The sequence below is a fragment of the Mucilaginibacter sp. L196 genome, assembly GCF_009765905.1.
In the GTDB taxonomy this organism is placed as follows: Bacteria; Bacteroidota; Bacteroidia; order Sphingobacteriales; family Sphingobacteriaceae; genus Mucilaginibacter.
Window position 1 is genome coordinate 756,252 of the sequence record NZ_LMUO01000009.1, and the last position, 20,064, is coordinate 776,315.

A 20,064-nucleotide genomic window follows, 5' to 3' on the forward strand; every position below is an offset into this window, starting at 1 on the left:
TCATACCCTTCGCTCGGTCCTTTTTTAGCCTTCCAATTTACGATAGATTTGAACTACAGCGAATTGTTGAATTTTTCAGAAATGGATTTTGTGGTGGCCGGCCCCGGCGCTAAGAACGGCATATTGAAATGTTTTGACTCTCTGGGTAGCTATTCATTTGAAGATATTATTAAATTAATGACAGATGACCAGGAAAAGGAATGCAGACGGCTTGGCCTCAATTTACCAAATTTATGGGGAAGACAACTCCAACTTATTGACTGTCAAAACCTGTTTTGTGAAACCGATAAATATCTGCGAGCCACAAGCCCGGAAAGCAATAACAAATCGGGCCGAACCCGGATCAAACAAAAATTCAATAAGTCAAAAGGCCCGATGAGTTTTTTCTTTCCACCGAAATGGAATATAAATAATCAAATCCAAATATCATGTCAGAAGACAGTAAACGAAGGCATCTTTTCATAAGCCATCACCACCAAGATGATGCGGAGGTCAGCAAGCTAACCAGCCTGATGGCGAGCCGTGGCTATGATGTCCGAAATAGTTCGGTCCGGATGAAGCCGGAAAATCAGCGCCGCATGGATGAAAAACGCGTTAGCGATAAAGTAATACAGCGTATACTCCGAATGAAAATATCCTGGGCCAGTACAGTTGTGGTGTTAATTGGAAAAGACACTCATCAACGCAGTTGGGTGAACTGGGAAATAGAGAAAGCAAATCAACAGGGAAAAAGAATTGTGGGCGTATTTGTCCGGGGTGGTACCGAAGCCGATATACCGCCAAGTTTGGAAAAATACGGGTCAGCGATAGTCAACTGGAATACAGATAGTATCATGTCAGCAATTGATGGTGACAATACATTTAAAAATTCCGATGGTAATACCCGACAGCCACCGAATGCAAGTGGGTCAGTAAACTGTTAATATGCCAAGCGTCTACATTTACGTTGTCGACAGAGATTTAGGGTTCGCACCAAACCCATTCCACGGTTTTTGTAGTTTGGCAACTTGTAAACCCCGTATTAGAAACAGTGCGCAAATAGGCGATTGGATAGTTGGCGTCGGAGGTGGAAGGCTTAGGGCACCCGGAAGATGTGTTTTTGCTATGAAGGTTAGCCGAAAAATCACCTTTAACGAATATTGGGAAAATGATGAATTTAAGGATAAGAGACCGGTACGCAACGGAAGTAAAAAAATGATGCTCGGCGATAATATTTATTTTCATAATGCTGAAACAAACACTTGGACCCAAGCACATTCCCATCATAGTCACCCAGATGGCACGCTAAATGAATTCAATAAAAACCGGGATACCCAATCCCGAAATGTGCTGATTTCAAATCATTTCTATTATTTTGGGAGTGCAGCGCCCGAATTTCCTGCGAATCTTTTAAAAAATATCGGTTATGAAAATGGCATCGGCCATAGAAAGTTCAGTTTTGATGAAGCCGAAACACTTGTTGAATGGTTACAAAACGAACAGGCAGAATCATTTAACCTTGTTGTTGCTGATCCATTTGATTTTGATAAAAGCCAAGCACATTATTCTGTCGGTACGAACCGAATTACAATCTAATCGTTTTATTGGAAAAAATTTCGTACAACAAGTCTAATGCGAAGACAGGCTTAGGTATTGATTGCGAATATTTATTAACCCAATTTATCAAATCGTCATCTGTTAGCTCCATTAGATGATCCAGGTTTAATTGGTATTTTATACTTAGGTTTTCATTAAGGTTCCTTGTTTGCTCCATGCCCTTTAAGAGAGTTGGGCGATATTCATTTAATTGTCTTCTGCGAACGTATTTTGTCATAGCAATCTCCGCGTATATCCATGGTGAAAATGTTTCACTTTTTATATCTGAAGATTTAATGGAATTTGGAGTATTTAAAAACATAACACATTCTACCTTGTCAATCATCATACTTAGTGCTGTAGACAGCATTATATGTACATGACTTGTGGATTTATTTCTTTCGTCATAATTATAGGTAGCGCGATCTTCATTTAAACAATATTTATTATCAATTTTTTTTAACAAATCAGGAGCATAACCCCAAATACACGAATCAATGAAAACTGTAAGCCCCAAGGCTGATAACATACCTGCTAATGTTATTGCGGCATCTTGATCATCGTGCGAGTGGGAGATGAAAATATTGGCTTTAACTAGTGGGAACCAATCAGCTTGCATTTGAGATCCATTAATAGAACCGTCAGGTGAAAGATAATTATTAAGTGAATGTTCAATTTGATTTTTATAACTGTTGTAGGTTGTTAAACCCCTCTGATAAAAATCTTTATCAACTGTGTCAAATGATAAATTAAAACCGGAAAACATAATGTGAAAGGATTAGTAGAAAAATATCGTTTATTCTACGAAATTATAAATATCTGAACAGATCCGTCTTCTATAAACTAATAAATTAAACAGAATACCGATGGATTTTATCCAAAAGCGCGTTCTGACTAAATTCAAGAAATAAGAAATTGTGTGAGAAATGTGTGAGAAACAAAAAACCCAACTCGCCAGAGTTGGGTTAAATCATTGATTTTCAGGCTCCTGAGGCTGGGCTCGAACCAGCGACCCTCTGATTAACAGTCAGATGCTCTAACCAGCTGAGCTACTCAGGAATCATTTTCCGTTTTGGAGTGTGCAAAAGTATAATTTCCATTGAAACTTCGCAACAGTTCTCGGAAAAAAAATCAATATATTTTTAATTATAGCCAGTATTGGCTGATTAACAGGTAAATAATTTTTTGTTTCCGAAACATAAAATAGCTTGGGGCAGGTAATTTTATTGCAGAATACCTATAAATGAGTATTTGTGAGGTAAAATCACAATATTTGCGCAAAATACTATATAATGAGTTTAGTTGTTATTGGCAGTGTAGCGTTCGACGCTATTGAGACACCCTTTGGTAAAACTGATAAGATTGTTGGCGGCGCGGCTACCTACGCGAGTTTAGCGGCATCGTATTTTAGTGATGATGTTAAAATTGTTGGTGTAGTGGGTGATGACTTCCCGCATAGCCAGATAGAGGAGTTCCACATCCATCATATCGATACCGAAGGTTTACAGATCAAGCAAGGCGAGAAATCGTTCTTTTGGTCGGGTAGATACCATAATGATATGAACAGCCGTGATACGCTCATTACTGAACTGAATGTATTGGGTGACTTCGATCCCATCATCCCTGAAAGCTATCAGGATTGCGAATACCTGATGCTGGGTAATTTGACCCCGCAGGTGCAGCAAACGGTTATTAAACGCCTTAAAAAACGCCCTAAGCTGATTGTAATGGACACCATGAACTTCTGGATGGATATTGCTATGAATGATTTGCTGGAAACCATTAAACTGATTGATGTTTTAACTATTAATGATGCCGAAGCGCGCCAATTATCAGGCGAATACTCTTTAGTAAAAGCTGCCGCTACAATATTACAGATGGGCCCTAAATACCTCATCATAAAAAAAGGCGAACATGGAGCACTACTGTTCGGCGATGGCCTTATATTCTCGGCGCCGGCATTACCATTAGCCGAAGTATTTGATCCAACCGGTGCAGGCGATACCTTTGCAGGTGGGTTTATAGGTTATTTGGCAAAGGTTAACGAGATTAATTTTGCCAACATGAAGAACGCTATCATTTATGGATCAGCATTAGCTTCATTTTGTGTAGAAAAATTCGGCACTGAAAAGATCAATAACCTAAGCCAGGAAGAGATAGCTGCACGCGTACAGGAATTTGTTGTGTTATCGCAGTTTTCAATAGATCTTAAGGTTTCAATTTCCCAATAGCTTTAAATCGCACAAAAACTTCGTGAGTATGTGGGGCGTCGGCAAGCTCTGGGGTTAAATCCTGGCCTGCCCAATGTTCGTAGTGTTGGCCTTTGCGCCAAAGGCGACTTTCGGTTACATCGTAAATAATGCCATTGTAAGCAACCCATATCTCAGGCTTGTCCTGCCCGTTGCGTAGGGCTAATTGCGATTTGGTGTATTGAGGCAGCTCAGGCATGGTGTATTTTAATAGATCTTAATCTAAAATATTCAAAAAAGCCAATATTCATCAGTAACAGGGCCATGCAGTAAAAATGATCTTCAATAGGTATGGTTCCTAATCTTAACCCCATGTTTTGCATATTATTATACATTACCACTGGCCATGCGGTAAGTACGCCGTTAATAATGTAGAAGGGTATCAGCACCACCAAAAAAGTTATATAAAAGCGGTTGAGCCACCGAACTTTATAAATAAACTGGAACAGGATCACCAGAAAGGCAAGCAAAGTAAATGTTACCCGGGTGTATAACCTGTGGTGGTAAATTATCAGTATTAATATAGAAAATATGATGATTATATTGGAGATGATGCGTGTTAACTGTATATCCATTTCCCATTTTATGTAATAATTTAGGCATGCATAAATAAATATACAGGCGAATGGTACTGTTAAAAAGAAAAAGATCTCCTCTATAGGCAATTGCAAAATGGTAATGCCGGTTATATATTCCGGGTTGAATGACCATACACCATCCATGGTAAACAATACATCCCAAAATAAAAAAACAAGCCCGGTTATTAATAAGCCCGGCCAAATAAATTTCCACTTTTTATAAAACTGAACCCTTTTGTCAAAAGATAGTGCCAGTGGGAAAAATATCGTGAAAAAATTAATAAGCAGATAAGTAAACTTCACAAAGTAAATTTAGATGTTTAAGATAGATATTTTGAGCTCAGTTTTAAATAAGATTCAGCTTTTGCTGCACTAAGGCTTTGCAATAAAGCGACAACTTGCGGGTATCGGATATACGAATCCGTTTTTGCAGTACAGTAGCTGCTGGTATTCTTGTGATTTTTTTAAAAAGCTGGAAATAATAAACATAGGCAATATAAACCCCCAGGCGCGTTCCCTTTGGCAGTTGTTTTATCCCCTCAAACCCTGCATCGAAATCCTTTTTAATATCAGCTTCTATCCGCTGTTTATCGGCCTCGCCAAAATTGTTAAGATCAATTTCTGGGAAATAAGTGCGGCCACGTTCCTCCAGGTCGGATTTTATGTCCCTCAAAAAGTTTACCTTCTGAAATGCGGAACCTAAGCTGCGTGCGGCAGGTAGCAGATGTAGATATTGTTTATTATCGCCCCCACAAAAAACTTTAAGACACATCAGGCCAATAACCTCAGCTGAGCCGTAGATATAAGCCTGATAACTTTCCTTGTCATGTGTTTTTTTGTCGAGGTCCATTTCCATCGAACATAAAAAAGCAACTATCAAATCGTGACTGATCTGGTATTGGTTAACAACTGCCTGAAATGCTTGCAGAATAGGGTTGAGGCTGATTTTTTGTTCTATAGCTTTAAACGTTTCCTGCCTGAATTCACTTATCAGTTTGTGTTTATCATGTTCATGAAAGGTGTCCACAATTTCATCAGCTAATCGCACGAAGCCATAAATGCCATAAATCGGAGCTCTGAAATTTTGGTCAAATGCCTTAATACCAATACTAAACGAGGTGCTGTATTTTTGGGTGATCAGCCTGCTGCAATCAAAGCAGGTTTGGTTATAAAGATCGATTTGACTAGCTCGCATAAACTCGTTAAAAGTACAAATTTTAAGCCGTATTGTTTTTTAGTAAGGGCAAAACAATTTGGTTAATTTAGGTGCCTTATGCACGTGGGTAACAACAAACACATAGTAGTAATTGGGGCGGGTTTCGCGGGGATGTCAGCAGCATGCATCTTGGCAAAGGAAGGTTTTAAAGTTACTATCCTTGAAAAGAACAACCAGCCCGGCGGCAGGGCTAGAGTTTGGAAAAAGGACGGTTTTACCTTTGACATGGGCCCAAGCTGGTACTGGATGCCTGATGTGTTTGAAAACTTTTTCGCGTTGTTTGGCAAATCGTCACAGGATTTTTATGAATTGAAACAGTTAGACCCGGCTTACCGTGTTTATTTTGGCAAGAGTGATGAAATGGATGTCCCCGCTAAAATGGCGGATTTGGAAGCGCTTTTTGAAAGCATTGAACCCGGAAGCCGCAAAGGATTAAGTGCATTTTTAAAGCAAGCCGAATACAAGTACAAAGTAGGGATGGGGGAGTATGTATTTCGCCCATCGCATACTATTACAGAGTTTATCGACTGGAACCTGATACGCAAAAGCTTTAGCATGCAATTGCTTACGGGCATGAGCAAACATGTGCGTAAGTACTTTAAAAATCCGAAACTAATAAAGTTGCTGGAGTTCCCGGTACTGTTTTTAGGCGCGAGGCCGCAGGATACGCCCGCCATGTACAGTATGATGAATTACGCGGATCTGGTTTTAGGTACCTGGTACCCTACGGGCGGTATGAACGAAATTGTAAAAGCGATGGTAAATATTGCTGAGGAAAATCAGGTTGACATCAAACTAAATACTGAAGTACTCAAAATAGAAGTAGAAAATGAAAAGGTAAAATACATCGTCACCAATAATGGTATTGTAGAAGCAGATTTCGTAATTACCGGGGCGGATTACGAACACACTGATCAAGAATTAATAGATGAGCCTTATCGCAACTATGATCATAAATATTGGGATAGCCGCACCATGTCGCCATCGAGCTTATTATTTTACATCGGTATAAATAAAAAATTGGGAGACATTAAGCACCATAATTTATTTTTTGATGAAGATTTTGAACAGCATGCAGATGATATTTATACCAAACCCCAATGGCCTGAAAAACCTTTATTTTATGTTTGCTGCCCATCAAAAACAGATAGCAGCGTAGCACCAGAGGGATGCGAAAACTTATTTTTCCTTGTGCCATTAGCCCCGAATTTGGAAGATAATGATGAGCTGCGCGAGAAGTACTTTATTTTGATAGTCGACAGGTTTGAAAGCATAACCGGCGAAAGCATAAAGGATAGCATCATTGTAAAACGCAGCTATGCCATGAATGATTTTAAAGCTGATTATAACTCCTTTAAAGGCAACGCTTATGGGTTGGCCAATACCCTTGCACAAACCGGATTTTTTAAACCTGCTATGCGGGCAAAGCATATTAAAAATATGTTGTTTACAGGACAACTAACCGTGCCGGGGCCGGGTGTGCCGCCTGCTTTAATATCAGGGCAGATAGCGGCAGGGGAGGCTTTGAAATATTTTTCCGCTAAACAAAAATAGCCTTGCAACATTGCAAGGCTATTTTTGTTGTAGAGTTGTATGTTTTATTAAGAGTTCATGGTACGTATCATTCTTGGTGGTGCTGATAGTGGTTGCAAGCTTAGTTGGTTAATTATACCGCTTACTACTTTAGGCAAGTCATCAATATTTTTTTGCGGGTCGTGGTGCACTTCGCCTACACCGTAACCTCTCCAAACTACTTTACGGGTTCTGCGGTCTATCAGGTCAATAATTAAGGTTCCTTCTTTATAATGTTCTTGTTCAGCATAAGTTAACCCGCCGCTATAAGCAAATGGAGCGCCGCCGTAATAGTAAGGGCTAAATCCACCCCAGCCGTAGCCTCCTCGCCAACCGTAACCAAAGCCAAGGCCGAATCCGCCCCAGCCATAACCACCCCAACCGTAACCGCCACCCCAGCCATAACCGCCCCAACCATAGTTAGAGTAATAATTAGTCCTGGTACCCCTGCCAACAGTGGTAGTATAGCTAACCAACAAATCAGGTTGTTTTTGCGAAACAGACAAGCCTTTGGTTTCTAACGCCGAAGTTGCAGCATCTTTAATTTTAGCATCAGCCATAGCTACATTACCGGGCGCTTTACCTTTTCCGGCGCCCATTGGCATCCAGGCAAAAGTATGGTACCTGCTCATGTTTGTTGTGTTAAGACCTGCTGTATAATAGTTGTATGTATTACATGCAGAAAAGCTGGCTGCAATTAATACAATCAGCCCTAAATAAATTGATCTTTTCATGGTTTTTTATGCGCCCTCGGTTATATATTGTGTTAGACTAATAATCAATAAAAAGGTTTAACGGTTAAATGTTGTTTTTTCAAATAAACTTCAGCCCTAACAAATCTATCAATTTGCACGCCAAAGTACTTAATTACGTGGTAATTTTTTTGTTAGATATACATTAGAATAGCATTAAAGTCAATTATATCTGCCCCTCGCGCTTACGCATAAACCACTCTGTGGTAAGAAGAATTAAAATTAGCACGAAAACCCACTTTATATCCACCAGGTCATCGTAATGCTTTCCTTCGTAAACTATGGTTTTAATATTGTCGTTTTTCTTGATGAGATCGGCAAGCTTATCCATTTGCGATGGCAGTAACATTTGCCCGCCTGATTGTTTGGCGATGTTATTTAATAGCTGATGATTAGCTGCGCTTTGGCGGGTTTCCAGGTTTAAAGCTTTTATGGTTAGCTGGCCATTAGCCGTAAATATTTTGTTGCCCAATTTAGTACTGGCTAGGTAACTGTATTCGTCAACAGGGAGCGTGCCTGCATCTAGTTGGTAGCTTTGACCATTGCGGGTAAACAGGAAACTATATTTTTTACCTGAATGCGCTGTTAATTCAATTCGCACATCAGGTGTGTTAATCAGCTCCAATGCATCGTTGTACAATTCGGCGTTGATGATCACATTCTCGCCCTCATCAAAAACAGATTTAGCCGGGTAAACCCTAAATTGCTGATGATTGGCATTTGCGGTTAAATATTGAACGCTTTGGTCTAATAGTTCTTCCATGGCGTGATGATTGCCGTCGGTTTTATATTCGGCCAATTGCCAGCGCCATAAGCCCTCGCCCAATAACAGGCCAATCCGCCGACCACCTTCATCAGCGAATGAAAGTAATGGGTAGGAGGTTGCAATGTCACCTATTTTCTGCTTGAGTAGTACCTGGTTAGTTGGCGAAGAGGTATAGTTGCCAAATGGCGCCAATAGCGGCGGGAATAAGCTTATTTTTTGATTGGTGGAATCTGACAGGGTAAAAGCCGAAAACTCCGGCAGGGGTAGCGCAAATACCTCCTGTAGCTGATTGCTATTGTCGTATACTTTTACTGCGTGTTGTGTAACATTAAAATCCTGCAAATTAGTTTGTGCGCCAAGCATATACCATACAGGGATTTTAGTTTTGGTGATGATGCTTTGCAGGATGCCTGAGCTATTAGCTGTTAGTTGATGTAAAATAATCAGGCTGTAATCGTTGGGTTTGATAGTTGCCAGATCGGATAACAGTACTGCTTTAACCTCATAGTTTTTATCGCTTTCAATATCTTGTTTTATTACATTAATATCAGGGTGCAGGTTGTTGTATACCAGTAGTATCTTTTGCCGGGCATCCAGCACATCTACATAAATAGTTTCGGTGTTGTTTTGGGTGGATAGTTCATTTTTTATAGGCGTTATGCTAATGTTAAACTTACGGATGCCTTTTTTATCAGCATTCAATTTAATTGGGACGAGTTTTTGAAATGCATCTGCAGCAACAGCAATGTTTTGGTTTGATACCTGCCTGCCGTCTTCAGTAACGGTTAAACGCATGTTTTCGCCTTTGCCTTGGTAGGCTTCGATTAAAACTTCAATCTCAAAATCATTTCCTAAAAAAGCCGTTTTGTTACAGTTGACATTGGCAATCAGCAGGTCGCGTTTGGGTGTGGTATCGCCAAGGGCGATGGTGTAGATGGTGCTTTTAATATTTCTCGCCTCGTACTGCGGGTCAGTTCCCTGGTTGTATAAACCATCGGTAGCCAGTATTATTGCGCCGATGTTTTGATTTACATAGCGCTCATTCACTTGTTTTAATGCCGATGCAATATCAGTTTGTTTTCCATTGAATTTATTGGAAAGTCCATTATTAAGTGTACGGTCAAAATTAAATTCATGGACTTCATAATTATCGCCCAGTGATGATTTAAGTTTAGTTAAAGCCCCCTCTAAATCTCCCCCGGGAGGGGAGACTTGCTTTGGTGTCGGAAAAAGTTTGATGGATTCAGAATTATCCTGTAAAATCAAAATCAATGGTTTTTGCGATTGGTAACTCACGGATTTTACCAACGGGGCCAACAACAGCAGCGATATAATAAACACGGCCAAAGCACGTAACGCGAACAGAATATATCGGAATTGTTTGCTAAGATCTACCGGTTGGCAATACATTAGCCACGCATACAAACAGCCCAACAGCAGGCAAGCCAAAGCCCACCATCCTGAAACCGCCCCCCATGTGATAGAAAATAAAAACAGCATATCCGGTAAACCAAATATGCTGTTTATTTATGAATTATATGCCTTGAATTGTCATTCTGAGTGCAACGAAGAATCTTCTGCGCCATGTATAGTTCGTTTTGCAAATCGAAGAAGATTCTTCGTTGCACTCAGAATGACAAAGGGAATTAATCAGAATACTAATCTCCAATCACCAACCTCTAATCTCTAGCTTATAACATCCCACCATCAACCGGAATAACCTGTCCGGTGATATAAGTCGCCATATCCGATGCCAGGAAAACGCAGGCGTTAGCCACATCGGCTGTTTCGCCGGCGCGTTTAAGCGGGATAGCTTGTGCCCAGCCTTCAACCACTTTAGGGTCTAATACCTCGGTCATTTCGGTGCGGATAAAGCCCGGCGCTACCACGTTGGTACGTATATTTCTTGAACCTAATTCTTTAGCTATTGATTTGGAGAAGCCAATAATACCGGCTTTTGATGCCGCGTAATTAGCCTGCCCTGCATTACCTTGTACACCAACAACCGAACTCATGTTAATAAACACGCCATCACGGTTTTTCATCATAATTTTTGATGCTGCTTTGGTAACGTTGAATATTGATTTCAGATTCACATCCATCACTTCGTCCCATTGCTCTTCGGTCATGCGCATTAGTAAACCATCTTTGGTTATACCAGCATTGTTAACCACAATATTCAGTGTGCCGAAATCTGCAATAATATCAGCTATTAATTTTTCGGCCTCATCAAATTTAGAAGCATCAGAACGATAACCTTTTACTTTTGTGCCATGGCTTTGCAATTCCTGCTCTAATGCCAGTCCTTTTTCAACAGACGATAAATAGGTAAAGGCCACGTTGGCACCATGTTCAGCAAACTTTTCGGCTATTGTACGGCCTATGCCTTTTGACGCGCCTGTGATCAGCGCGGTTTTTCCTTCTAATAATTTCATGAAGCTTAATAAATTCGTTTTCGGGAAGCGAAGATAATTATTTTGGCTGAAACTGCGAAAAGGGGAGATGTTCGCATCAATCGTTAATTATTTCTGGTTGTTAAAATCTTCTTTATATTCTTTTTGTAATTCCAGTAAACAATCAGCGCATAAGCAGCCATCAAATAGTTCACTTACAAATTGGGTTTCATTTAGGGTAAGTTGCACCTTGGCGCACTGGCATTTGGTAAATGAGTTTGCCTTGCATTCAAATGATGCTTTGCAGCGTTCGCAGTGTACTGTTTCGTGTTTTGGATGGATCACTAATAAAAATGATAAGTTAATGTTATATGTCCTGAAAACGTTTTATAAGACACCGCAGTATAATTGGAACTTACATAATTATCCTGAATGGTGAAGTTTAAATTATTAGCTTCTGATCCGGAGAGTATAAAGTTATATTTACCCTCAATACCTAAACTTAGATTATCACTTACCATAACATCAATACCTAATTTAGGAGCTATAAATTGCTGACTGTATGTTGTATTGTAAGCGCTTATATCTCCCTGGCCGTCATTAGCGCTATATTTAAAAAAGTTAAAGTAGCTACCTAAATCTAAGCCAAAATAAAACCTGGCATTATCTGATATTGAAATATTGTATGCTGCGCCCGTGTATAGTTGTAAAGAGTTAAAGCTTCCGTATTGGACGTATCCTTGTGTTGGGTCGTTACCTACAAAATAAGCAGTATCAAATTTGGGTTTGTAAGATACATAACCGATGCTTGCATTAAAGGTAAAGTTGTTGTAGTTATTTAAATAACTAAAGCTAAACGTTGGTGCTGCCTTAAATGTTGAACCCATATTGCCTTGTGGTACATCATAACCTGCACTTAAGGATAATGCCCATGATCTGTCGCCATCTCCGCTGCCATTATCGCCTCCATAGGTTAACCCACCATTACTACGTTTTGGAGGATCTGTGGCAGAGTACATTTGCGCATTTACAGATGTGTATAATGAAACAATTAAAGTGATTAGAATTATTGTCTTAAAAGTTTTTTTACAGACTAGTACACTGAAAATATGATACATACGGTGAGGTTGAATGCCTAAAAGTAGTAAAATATCTGCAGTAAAAAATAAATCCGTAGAAAATAATATAGCTTTAACTATTAATTATTAACTACAGATTAAATCTTAACGGGTGCTCAAAAAAATGTTATGCAGAGCAAGTTACGCAGCCTTCTTCCATTGAACATGATGGGCCAGCAGGTACATCGTTAGTCAATTCTGCAACTACTTCAGGTATTATCGCATCCATATTTTTGCCACCCTGGTTCTCAACAGTAAACTTAACTGCTTGCGATGCTGCTTGTGTACGCAGATAGTACATACCTGTTTTTAAACCTTTTTTCCATGCGTAAAAATGCATTGAAGTTAGCTTGGATGCATTCGGCGCATTGATGAACAGGTTTAATGATTGCGACTGGCAAACATAAGCGCCACGGTCGGCAGCCATATCAATAATGCTACGCATTTTTATTTCCCAAACTGTTTTGTACAGTTCTTTCACGTCAGCAGGTATTTCCGCAATATCCTGAATAGATCCGTTTGCAGTTATGATCTTATCTTTCATCTCGGTATCCCAAAGGCCACGGTTAACTAAATCTCGTAATAAGTATTTGTTTACCACGATGAACTCACCGCTTAATACACGACGGGTGTAGATGTTTGAGGTATAAGGCTCAAAGCACTCGTTGTTACCCAATATTTGTGAAGTTGAAGCCGTAGGCATTGGCGCAACTAATAATGAGTTACGTACACCATGATTCATTACATCTAAACGTAGGTTTTCCCAATCCCAACGGCCACTTTCCGGTTTTACATTCCAAAGATCGAATTGGAATTTGCCTTGTGACAATGGTGAGCCTTTGAATGTTTCATAAGCGCCATCTTTTATAGCCAGATCCTTAGAAGCGGTCATCGCAGCGAAATAGATAGTTTCAAATATTTCTATGTTCAGTTTTTTAGCTTCTTCGCTTTCAAACGGCATACGCAGTTGGATGAAAGTATCAGCCAAACCTTGTACACCTAAACCAATAGGGCGGTGGCGTAAGTTTGAGTAACGGGCTTCCTCAACAGGATAGTAATTATTATCGATAATCTTATTCAGATTGATGGCAGCCTGATAAGTAACCTCGTATAATTTGTTATGATCGAATACACCGTTTTGAATATATCTTGGTAATGCTAATGATGCAAGGTTACAAACCGCAACTTCGTTAGCATCGGTGTATTCCATGATTTCGGTACAAAGGTTCGAGCTTTTTATGGTACCAAGATTTTGCTGGTTTGATTTACCGTTAGCAGCATCTTTGTACAACAAGTACGGTGTACCGGTTTCAACCTGAGCATCAAGTATCGCGAACCAAAGTTCCTGTGCTTTTACAGTTCTGCGGGCACGGCCTTCTTTTTCGTATTTTTCGTACAACGCTTCAAATTCTTTACCCCAGCAATCAGCCAATCCCGGTGCTTCGTGCGGGCAGAATAGGCTCCAGTCTTCATTAGCTTCTACGCGGCGCATGAATAAGTCAGATACCCAAAGCGCATAGAACAAATCACGGGCGCGCATTTCTTCTTTACCGTGGTTTTTACGCAGGTCTAAAAAGTCGAATACGTCTGCATGCCAAGGCTCTAAATAAATGGCGAAGGCACCTTTACGTTTACCACCACCCTGATCTACATAACGGGCAGTATCATTAAATACCTTTAGCATTGGGATGATACCGTTGCTGGTGCCATTTGTACCGCTGATATATGAGCCTGTAGCCCTTACATTGTGGATGCTTAAACCAATACCGCCAGCACTTTGAGAGATCTTGGCAGTTTGTTTTAATGTATCATATATACCTTCGATGCTGTCATCCTTCATGGTTAACAGGAAGCATGATGACATTTGAGGTTTTGGCGTACCTGCGTTGAAAAGGGTAGGAGTAGCGTGCGTAAACCAACGCTCGCTCATTAAATGATATGTTTTGATTGCGCTTTCGATATCTTCTTTGTGGATACCTACCGATACACGCATGAATAAATGCTGAGGGCGTTCTACTATTTTGCCTTCAACCTTTAACAGGTATGATTTTTCTAAGGTTTTAAAACCGAAGTAATCAAAACCAAAGTCACGATCATAAATGATGGTGCTGTCTAATAACTCAGCATTATCCTGTATTACCTGCCAAACATCTTCAGCTATTAATGAAGCGTTTTTGCCTGTTTTCTCATCCACATACTCATATAGCTTGCGCATAGTTTCGGAGAAAGATTTGATCGTATTTTTATGCAAATTGGATACTGCTATACGCGATGCCAGCAATGCATAATCCGGATGCTTGGTGGTTAACGAAGCAGCGGTTTCAGCAGCCAGGTTATCCAGTTCGGAGGTGGTTACACCATCAAACAAACCTTCAATTACCTTTTTAGCCACATCAATAGGGTCAACCAAGTGAAACCCATAGCATAGTTTTTCTATGCGTGCGGTAATCTTGTCAAATTTTACCGATTCTCTTTTTCCGTCTCTTTTTATTACAAACATATTCTTGGGTATTTAGTAGCTTTTTCTTTAGTACTTAGTAACTAGTTTTTTTAAGTATCGAGTCGCTAGTATCAAGTAGCAAGACTCTCTTTTAGTATCTAGTCGATAGACTTTTTTATTTTTTGTATTGATGATTTTTGTTTCATAGTTAGTATGCCGATCAGTCCAGATACTTGATACTAACTACTATAACTAAAAATCATCATCTAATGAAAAGCTCTTGCTATCTGCTGTTGCATTTAGCACGCCGCTTTTCTGATAGTCGCCAACACGTTTTTCAAAGAAGTTGGTTTTGCCTTGTAGCGATATCATCTCCATAAAATCAAACGGGTTGCTTGCGCCATACACTTTATCGTAACCAAGCTCGCCTAACCATCTGTCGGCAACAAACTCAATGTACTGGCTCATTAATTTGGCATTCATACCGATCAGGTTTACCGGTAATGCATCGGTAACAAATTCTTTCTCGATCTCTACCGCGTCAGTAATAATCTTGGTAGCCTGATCTTTTGGTAATTTATGCTCCAGCATGCGATATAATAAGCAGGCAAACTCGCAGTGCATGCCTTCATCACGAGAGATTAATTCGTTACTGAAAGTTAACCCCGGCATTAAACCGCGTTTTTTCAACCAGAATATAGAGCAGAAACTACCGGAGAAGAAAATACCCTCAACAGCAGCAAAAGCGATCAGGCGTTCGGCGAATGATCCGTTGTTGATCCAACGCAAAGCCCACTCCGCTTTTTTATTTACACAGGGTACTGTATCGATGGCATGAAACAGGCGATCTTTCTCAATCGGATCTTTAATGTACGTATCAATCAGCAAGGCATAAGTTTCAGAGTGGATGTTTTCCATCATGATCTGGAATCCATAGAAACAACGTGCCTCGGGTAATTGAACCTCACTCATAAAGTTGATGGCTAAATTCTCATTCACAATACCATCGCTGGCGGCAAAAAATGCCAGGATGTGCGAAATGAAATGCTTCTCGCCGGAGTTCATCGTTTCCCAATGCTTCATATCATCAGAAAGATCGATCTCTTCAGCAGTCCAAAAGCTGGCTTCACACTTTTTGTACATCTCCCAAATAGCGGGATACTTGATAGGCAGGATCACAAACCTGTCCTTGTTCTCTCTGAGTAATAATTCGTCTTCCTGTTTCATTTGTGCCTTGTAGTTTTGGTGTTGACAAAAGACAATTAACCGACTGCGTTCGCGGATGAAGCAGTGATAAAAAAAGACTTTTGGCAAAACCTTATTCGTGAAAGTTTTGACATGCTATGCAGGCAGGTGTCTGGCTTAATTGCAGTTTAAAGTTGAAGGTTTAAAGTTGAAAGAATAGTTTTGAAAACTTTACACTTTAAACTTTCTGCTTTTAACTGATAATACAGTTGCACGTCAGCCCATGATTTTAACATGGTTCCCTTTTAATGCCGGAAATAACCGGTAACCCGTATAGCTTTTGTAAGAACTTGTTAGTCCAAATATAAGGGCTAAGTAGCCTATTTTGGTAGTGATAGTTTTAAACAAGAGGCCGAGTTGTTAACAAAATGACACCTTAATTTGGTTACTTTGAGTGGGTTAAGTGCCCTGATTTATCACCGTAAGAATTTTGTCATTTTGAAATGACAGTGGATATTTTTGTGTCCCCCTGTCCGTCCGTTTTTTATACGGACAAGGCGGACAACCTGTGGTTTTAATTTTCGAGTGGTACAAATTTCATAGAAACCGAGTTTACACAATGCCTGGTATTTTTAGGTGTTAAGTATTCTCCCTCGAAAACGTGGCCAAGGTGTGCGCCACAATTAGCACATACAATTTCCACACGGCGGCCATCGGCATCCGGTACGCGTTTTACTGCTCCGGGTATCTCATCATCAAAACTAGGCCAGCCGCAGTGGGATTCAAACTTGGTAGCCGAATCATATAAAGGCGCATCGCATCTTTTACATACATATAAACCTTGTGCTTTATTATTTAGTAACGAGCCAGTGAACGGGCGCTCAGTGCCTTTATGTAATATTATATATTCTTCTTCAGGTGTTAATTTATTGTATTCCATTATTGATTATGATTGCACAGATTATTTATATGATTTCACCGATTTTTCTCCTTTCGGCTTATATAAATATACAACAAATTTGGGGGTGGATTTTGTTTGTGGGAAGGATGTTTACATAGTTTTGACAGGGGTTTTATTGTGAAAAATTATTTACTTTTATCATATGAAACTTGCCTTAACCTTAATGTCAATATTATTTATATCGTGCTCTCATCCAAATCCAAAAGTCAATGTGGTTGTTGCTGAAAAACCTATTGATACATCAAGATATGTGGTTCTTAAATTTGATACATCACGGGATAACCATTTATTTAAGAGTGTCGATAAACCAATGAATTTATCGGCCTCGGAGATTGCTAAAATAGAGGTGATGATAGCTAAGAAGGTAACCGAATATAATAAAACTGAAAAGGCATTTCAAGATAGTGTAAACAAAAAATTTCATCGAAAAGAACCCGGTAATGCAATTTCATTTGATAATTTGATACATCGCCCCGAAAAATATTACAAACAATTTTTAGCTATTATTAATCCAAAAGATGAAAAAGAAGTTTGGGTAAGTTGTTTTTGTGACAAACAGGATAATACTTATTGGAAAAAGGATTGGGTTAATGTAGACGACGGAGGAAGCTGTTATTTTCAAATCAAAATTAATTTAACAAATAATACCGTTTTAGGGTTTTATGTAAATGGAGTAGCCTAAACAAAAAAATCCCGGCTGTAAGCCAGGATTTCCTATATCTAACTTCTTGACTCTATTTTTTCAATAGCTCAGCCATTGCAGCACCAATTTCAGCTGGTGATTCAACAACTTTGATACCGCATTCGGTCATGATCTTCATTTTCGCGGCCGCAGTATCATCGGCACCGCCAACAATTGCACCTGCATGGCCCATACGACGGCCCGGAGGCGCTGTTTGCCCTGCGATGAAACCAACTACTGGTTTAGTGCCATTAGCTTTTATCCAACGAGCAGCTTCTGCTTCCATACCGCCACCAATTTCGCCAATCATAATGATTCCATGAGTTTCAGGGTCATTCATTAATAATTCAACAGCTTCTTTAGTAGTAGTACCGATGATTGGGTCGCCACCAATACCTATAGCGGTAGTGATGCCCATTCCGGCTTTAACAACCTGGTCAACCGCCTCGTAAGTAAGCGTACCTGATTTTGAAACCACACCAACGTGACCTTTTTTGAAGATAAAGCCCGGCATAATACCAATTTTAGCTTCGTCGGCAGTGATAATGCCCGGGCAGTTTGGCCCGATAAGGCGGGTATCCCTGTCACTGATATATTCTTTTACCATGATCATATCCTTTGTAGGGATACCTTCGGTAATACAAACAATAACTTTAATACCGGCTTCGGCAGCTTCCATAATGGCATCCGCAGCAAAAGCAGGAGGTACAAATATGATAGATACATTGGCGCCTGTTTGGTCAACAGCGTCTTTTACCGTGTTAAAAATTGGTCTGTCAAGGTGGCGTTGTCCGCCTTTACCCGGGGTAACACCTCCAACAACCTGCGTACCGTAGGCTATCATTTGCTCAGCATGATAGGTACCTTCTTTACCGGTAAAACCCTGAACAATAATTTTTGAATCTTTGTTTACAAGAACACTCATTGCTGTTTTTCTTTTTTAGTAAGCGCAAAGCTAAAATATTTTTGTGCCCTGCGATGCTGTTGGCGTAATTTTTTTGTAAAAGTTTGGTGAGAGGGTGCTTTGCTTGATCTCAGAACGTCATTGCGAGGAACGAAGCAATCTCTAAGCTATACAAAGCGGCTATGCAAAGTTCGCGATTGCTTCGTACCTTACAGCAATGACATGGTGGAGATTGCTAATCCAAAACTCCCCCTTCAGGGGGCTGGGGGGTAAACTCCCCCTCGCTCTTCGCCACAACAATTGTAGCAATGCCATTACCTATTAAATTGGTAATAGCCCGGGCTTCCGACATAAACCTGTCTATCCCCAATAATATCGCTACACCCTCAATAGGGATGATTTTAATAGCTGCCAGCGTTGATGTCAATACAATAAAGCCACCACCTGTAACTGCTGCTGCGCCTTTGGAGGTGAGCATCAGTATACCGATAATAACCAGTTGCTGTTCGATGCTGAGATCGATATGGAAAACCTGTGCTAAAAATATAACCGCCATCGACATGTAAATAGTCGTGCCATCCAAATTAAAACTGTAGCCGGTAGGGATCACCAAACCAACAACCGATTTGGAGCAGCCGTATTTCTCCATCTTCTCTATCATACTGGGCAAGGCCGATTCGGAGGATGAGGTACCTAATACCAGCAGTATTTCATCCTTAATATACTTAAGGTAATGCCAAAGGCTGAATTTGTAAATGCGACAAACGATATTCAGCACCACAAAAATAAACAGGAACATGGTAAGGTAAACCGCACCTAACAGATGCATCATAGGTTGTAGGGTACTGATGCCATAAGTGCCCACGGTATAAGCCATCCCGCCGAATGCACCGATGGGTGCAAGCCGCATAATTAGCTTCATGATGTTGAAGAAGATTTTGGATATTTTATCGATACCAGAAACGATAGATTTACCAGCCTCGCCCATTTTGCTGATGCCATAGCCGAAAAGTATAGCGAAGAACAACACCTGCAAAATATCACCGGCAGAAAAAGCATTAAATATATTGGATGGTACAATATGGGTTAAAAATTCGCCCCAATGCATATCGGCGGCGGCTTTTTCGTATCCGGCTATTTTATCGGCATTGGCTGTTACTGTTGGGTGGTTTATAAAGCCTTCGCCGGGTTTAAGTACATTGGCTACAATTAAGCCGATAATAAGGGCAAAGGTAGTCATGATCTCGAAGTACAATATCGCCTTACCGCCAACACGGCCTACTTTTTTCATATCGTCGACGCCTGCAATACCTAATACTATGGTGCAAAAAATGATCGGCACAATCAGCATGGTGATCATGTTGATGAATGTTTTGCTGATGGTTTGTGCAGTAGGGGCAAAGTCTTTAAAATATGCTCCCACAACAACGCCTAATATAATGGCACTGATTACCTGGAAAGTTAAATTGGATAATAATCGCTTCATAATTGGAAAAACAAGTATAGCGAATAAATTGGTTTTTATGATTGTTGTCCGAATGGGTGTCCGTCCGTCCACTTTGACCCTTTCCCCCGAACGGACGGACACCCTCGTCTATCTAAATAAAAACTACTAGCCACACTGTGAATGAATCTGTTACTTTTGCGTGTAAATGAATATCGTTATTAAAATT

The 20,064-nt window shown here is 40.1% G+C and carries 20 protein-coding genes, 1 tRNA gene and 1 riboswitch; of the genes, 6 read left to right on the plus strand and 15 right to left on the minus strand.

Going from position 1 to position 20,064, the window contains the following annotated elements; genetic code table 11:
- The 3 genes from GSQ74_RS06835 to GSQ74_RS06845 form a co-directional block, all read left to right on the plus strand.
- Positions 1–465, plus strand: a 465-nt coding sequence (locus GSQ74_RS06835; protein WP_216846685.1) for a nucleotide kinase domain-containing protein, incomplete at its 5' end; no start/stop codon positions are given.
- Positions 429–923: a TIR domain-containing protein gene (locus GSQ74_RS06840; protein WP_158991443.1), complete on the plus strand. Its 495-nt coding sequence runs from the start codon at positions 429–431 to the stop codon at positions 921–923. The genes GSQ74_RS06835 and GSQ74_RS06840, both read left to right, overlap by 37 nt.
- A 1-nt stretch (position 924) precedes the next feature.
- The gene (locus GSQ74_RS06845; protein WP_158991446.1) at positions 925–1,575 is read left to right on the plus strand and encodes a hypothetical protein; all 651 of its coding nucleotides are present in this window, start codon (positions 925–927) and stop codon (positions 1,573–1,575) included.
- Here the strand turns inward: GSQ74_RS06845 and GSQ74_RS06850 are convergent.
- Together GSQ74_RS06850 and GSQ74_RS06855 are read right to left on the minus strand one after the other, a co-directional pair.
- Positions 1,565–2,341, minus strand: coding sequence for a hypothetical protein (locus GSQ74_RS06850; protein ID WP_158991449.1), 777 nt, complete (start codon positions 2,339–2,341; stop codon positions 1,565–1,567). The two genes, GSQ74_RS06845 and GSQ74_RS06850, sit on opposite strands and share 11 nt — an antisense overlap.
- A 219-nt stretch (positions 2,342–2,560) precedes the next feature.
- Positions 2,561–2,634 (minus strand) — tRNA-Asn (locus tag GSQ74_RS06855).
- Positions 2,635–2,867: 233 nt separating this feature from the next.
- Here GSQ74_RS06855 and GSQ74_RS06860 point away from each other — a divergent pair.
- On the plus strand, positions 2,868–3,806 hold the full coding sequence (locus tag GSQ74_RS06860; RefSeq protein WP_158991452.1) for a PfkB family carbohydrate kinase: 939 nt from the start codon (positions 2,868–2,870) through the stop codon (positions 3,804–3,806).
- Here GSQ74_RS06860 and GSQ74_RS06865 read toward each other — a convergent pair.
- From GSQ74_RS06865 to GSQ74_RS06875, 3 genes are read right to left on the minus strand one after another with little or no spacing between them, the layout of a single operon-like run.
- Positions 3,784–4,023 (minus strand): cytochrome b5 domain-containing protein, encoded by a 240-nt coding sequence (locus GSQ74_RS06865; protein ID WP_158991455.1) that lies wholly within the window; start codon positions 4,021–4,023, stop codon positions 3,784–3,786. The genes GSQ74_RS06860 and GSQ74_RS06865 overlap by 23 nt on opposite strands.
- On the minus strand, positions 4,016–4,705 hold the full coding sequence (locus GSQ74_RS06870) for a lycopene cyclase domain-containing protein (protein WP_158991458.1): 690 nt from the start codon (positions 4,703–4,705) through the stop codon (positions 4,016–4,018). Before GSQ74_RS06870 ends, GSQ74_RS06865 begins: the two co-directional genes overlap by 8 nt.
- 43 nt (positions 4,706–4,748) lie before the next feature.
- The gene (locus tag GSQ74_RS06875) at positions 4,749–5,597 is read right to left on the minus strand and encodes a phytoene/squalene synthase family protein (protein ID WP_158991461.1); all 849 of its coding nucleotides are present in this window, start codon (positions 5,595–5,597) and stop codon (positions 4,749–4,751) included.
- 78 nt (positions 5,598–5,675) lie between these two features.
- Between GSQ74_RS06875 and GSQ74_RS06880 the strand changes: the two genes are divergently transcribed.
- Complete coding sequence (locus GSQ74_RS06880) at positions 5,676–7,172, plus strand: NAD(P)/FAD-dependent oxidoreductase (protein ID WP_158991463.1); 1,497 nt, start codon at positions 5,676–5,678, stop codon at positions 7,170–7,172.
- Positions 7,173–7,219: 47 nt separating this feature from the next.
- Here GSQ74_RS06880 and GSQ74_RS06885 read toward each other — a convergent pair whose 3' ends face one another.
- The 8 genes from GSQ74_RS06885 to GSQ74_RS06920 all read right to left on the minus strand — a co-directional run bounded on the left by GSQ74_RS06885 (position 7,220) and on the right by GSQ74_RS06920 (position 16,784).
- Positions 7,220–7,924, minus strand: coding sequence for a DUF4136 domain-containing protein (locus GSQ74_RS06885; RefSeq protein ID WP_158991466.1), 705 nt, complete (start codon positions 7,922–7,924; stop codon positions 7,220–7,222).
- A 184-nt stretch (positions 7,925–8,108) separates the two neighbouring features.
- Positions 8,109–10,208 carry a hypothetical protein gene (locus tag GSQ74_RS06890; protein WP_158991469.1) on the minus strand — a complete coding sequence of 700 codons (2,100 nt, stop codon included), beginning with the start codon at positions 10,206–10,208 and terminating at the stop codon, positions 8,109–8,111.
- A gap of 191 nt (positions 10,209–10,399) precedes the next feature.
- Positions 10,400–11,143, minus strand: coding sequence for a 3-oxoacyl-[acyl-carrier-protein] reductase (gene fabG / locus GSQ74_RS06895; RefSeq protein ID WP_158991472.1), 744 nt, complete (start codon positions 11,141–11,143; stop codon positions 10,400–10,402).
- Between the two features lie 87 nt (positions 11,144–11,230).
- The gene (locus GSQ74_RS06900; RefSeq protein ID WP_254060825.1) at positions 11,231–11,446 is read right to left on the minus strand and encodes a cysteine-rich CWC family protein; all 216 of its coding nucleotides are present in this window, start codon (positions 11,444–11,446) and stop codon (positions 11,231–11,233) included.
- Positions 11,446–12,120, minus strand: a complete 675-nt coding sequence (locus GSQ74_RS06905) for a hypothetical protein (protein WP_158991475.1) — start codon at positions 12,118–12,120, stop codon at positions 11,446–11,448. Before GSQ74_RS06905 ends, GSQ74_RS06900 begins: the two co-directional genes overlap by 1 nt.
- A gap of 226 nt (positions 12,121–12,346) precedes the next feature.
- Positions 12,347–14,719 (minus strand): ribonucleoside-diphosphate reductase subunit alpha, encoded by a 2,373-nt coding sequence (locus GSQ74_RS06910; RefSeq protein WP_158991478.1) that lies wholly within the window; start codon positions 14,717–14,719, stop codon positions 12,347–12,349.
- Between the two features lie 192 nt (positions 14,720–14,911).
- Positions 14,912–15,886, minus strand: a complete 975-nt coding sequence (locus GSQ74_RS06915) for a ribonucleoside-diphosphate reductase small subunit (RefSeq protein WP_158991481.1) — start codon at positions 15,884–15,886, stop codon at positions 14,912–14,914.
- 103 nt (positions 15,887–15,989) lie between these two features.
- Positions 15,990–16,192: riboswitch (cobalamin riboswitch) on the minus strand.
- Between the two features lie 226 nt (positions 16,193–16,418).
- On the minus strand, positions 16,419–16,784 hold the full coding sequence (locus tag GSQ74_RS06920) for a methionine-R-sulfoxide reductase (RefSeq protein WP_158991484.1): 366 nt from the start codon (positions 16,782–16,784) through the stop codon (positions 16,419–16,421).
- 163 nt (positions 16,785–16,947) lie between these two features.
- On the opposite strand from GSQ74_RS06920, the gene GSQ74_RS06925 reads away from it, so the two are divergent.
- The gene (locus GSQ74_RS06925) at positions 16,948–17,487 is read left to right on the plus strand and encodes a hypothetical protein (RefSeq protein ID WP_158991505.1); all 540 of its coding nucleotides are present in this window, start codon (positions 16,948–16,950) and stop codon (positions 17,485–17,487) included.
- A 52-nt stretch (positions 17,488–17,539) separates the two neighbouring features.
- On the opposite strand, the gene sucD is transcribed toward GSQ74_RS06925, so the two are convergent.
- A complete protein-coding gene (sucD, locus tag GSQ74_RS06930; RefSeq protein WP_158991508.1) occupies positions 17,540–18,412 on the minus strand; it encodes a succinate--CoA ligase subunit alpha in 873 nt (290 codons plus the stop codon).
- Between the two features lie 214 nt (positions 18,413–18,626).
- The gene (gene dctA, locus GSQ74_RS06935) at positions 18,627–19,877 is read right to left on the minus strand and encodes a C4-dicarboxylate transporter DctA (RefSeq protein ID WP_158991511.1); all 1,251 of its coding nucleotides are present in this window, start codon (positions 19,875–19,877) and stop codon (positions 18,627–18,629) included.
- Between the last annotated feature and the right edge of the window lie 187 nt (positions 19,878–20,064).

Coding starts and splice junctions, on each gene's coding strand:
- GSQ74_RS06875 (WP_158991461.1), bottom strand. CDS start 5,597: ATGCGAGCTAGTCAAATCGATCTTTATAACCAAACCTGCTTTGATTGC.
- GSQ74_RS06860 (WP_158991452.1), top strand. CDS start 2,868: ATGAGTTTAGTTGTTATTGGCAGTGTAGCGTTCGACGCTATTGAGACA.
- GSQ74_RS06890 (WP_158991469.1), bottom strand. CDS start 10,208: ATGCTGTTTTTATTTTCTATCACATGGGGGGCGGTTTCAGGATGGTGG.
- GSQ74_RS06910 (WP_158991478.1), bottom strand. CDS start 14,719: ATGTTTGTAATAAAAAGAGACGGAAAAAGAGAATCGGTAAAATTTGAC.
- fabG (WP_158991472.1), bottom strand. CDS start 11,143: ATGAAATTATTAGAAGGAAAAACCGCGCTGATCACAGGCGCGTCAAAA.
- GSQ74_RS06885 (WP_158991466.1), bottom strand. CDS start 7,924: ATGAAAAGATCAATTTATTTAGGGCTGATTGTATTAATTGCAGCCAGC.
- sucD (WP_158991508.1), bottom strand. CDS start 18,412: ATGAGTGTTCTTGTAAACAAAGATTCAAAAATTATTGTTCAGGGTTTT.
- GSQ74_RS06850 (WP_158991449.1), bottom strand. CDS start 2,341: ATGTTTTCCGGTTTTAATTTATCATTTGACACAGTTGATAAAGATTTT.
- GSQ74_RS06840 (WP_158991443.1), top strand. CDS start 429: ATGTCAGAAGACAGTAAACGAAGGCATCTTTTCATAAGCCATCACCAC.
- dctA (WP_158991511.1), bottom strand. CDS start 19,877: ATGAAGCGATTATTATCCAATTTAACTTTCCAGGTAATCAGTGCCATT.
- GSQ74_RS06925 (WP_158991505.1), top strand. CDS start 16,948: ATGAAACTTGCCTTAACCTTAATGTCAATATTATTTATATCGTGCTCT.
- GSQ74_RS06915 (WP_158991481.1), bottom strand. CDS start 15,886: ATGAAACAGGAAGACGAATTATTACTCAGAGAGAACAAGGACAGGTTT.
- GSQ74_RS06865 (WP_158991455.1), bottom strand. CDS start 4,023: ATGCCTGAGCTGCCTCAATACACCAAATCGCAATTAGCCCTACGCAAC.
- GSQ74_RS06920 (WP_158991484.1), bottom strand. CDS start 16,784: ATGGAATACAATAAATTAACACCTGAAGAAGAATATATAATATTACAT.
- GSQ74_RS06905 (WP_158991475.1), bottom strand. CDS start 12,120: ATGTACTCTGCCACAGATCCTCCAAAACGTAGTAATGGTGGGTTAACC.
- GSQ74_RS06880 (WP_158991463.1), top strand. CDS start 5,676: ATGCACGTGGGTAACAACAAACACATAGTAGTAATTGGGGCGGGTTTC.
- GSQ74_RS06845 (WP_158991446.1), top strand. CDS start 925: ATGCCAAGCGTCTACATTTACGTTGTCGACAGAGATTTAGGGTTCGCA.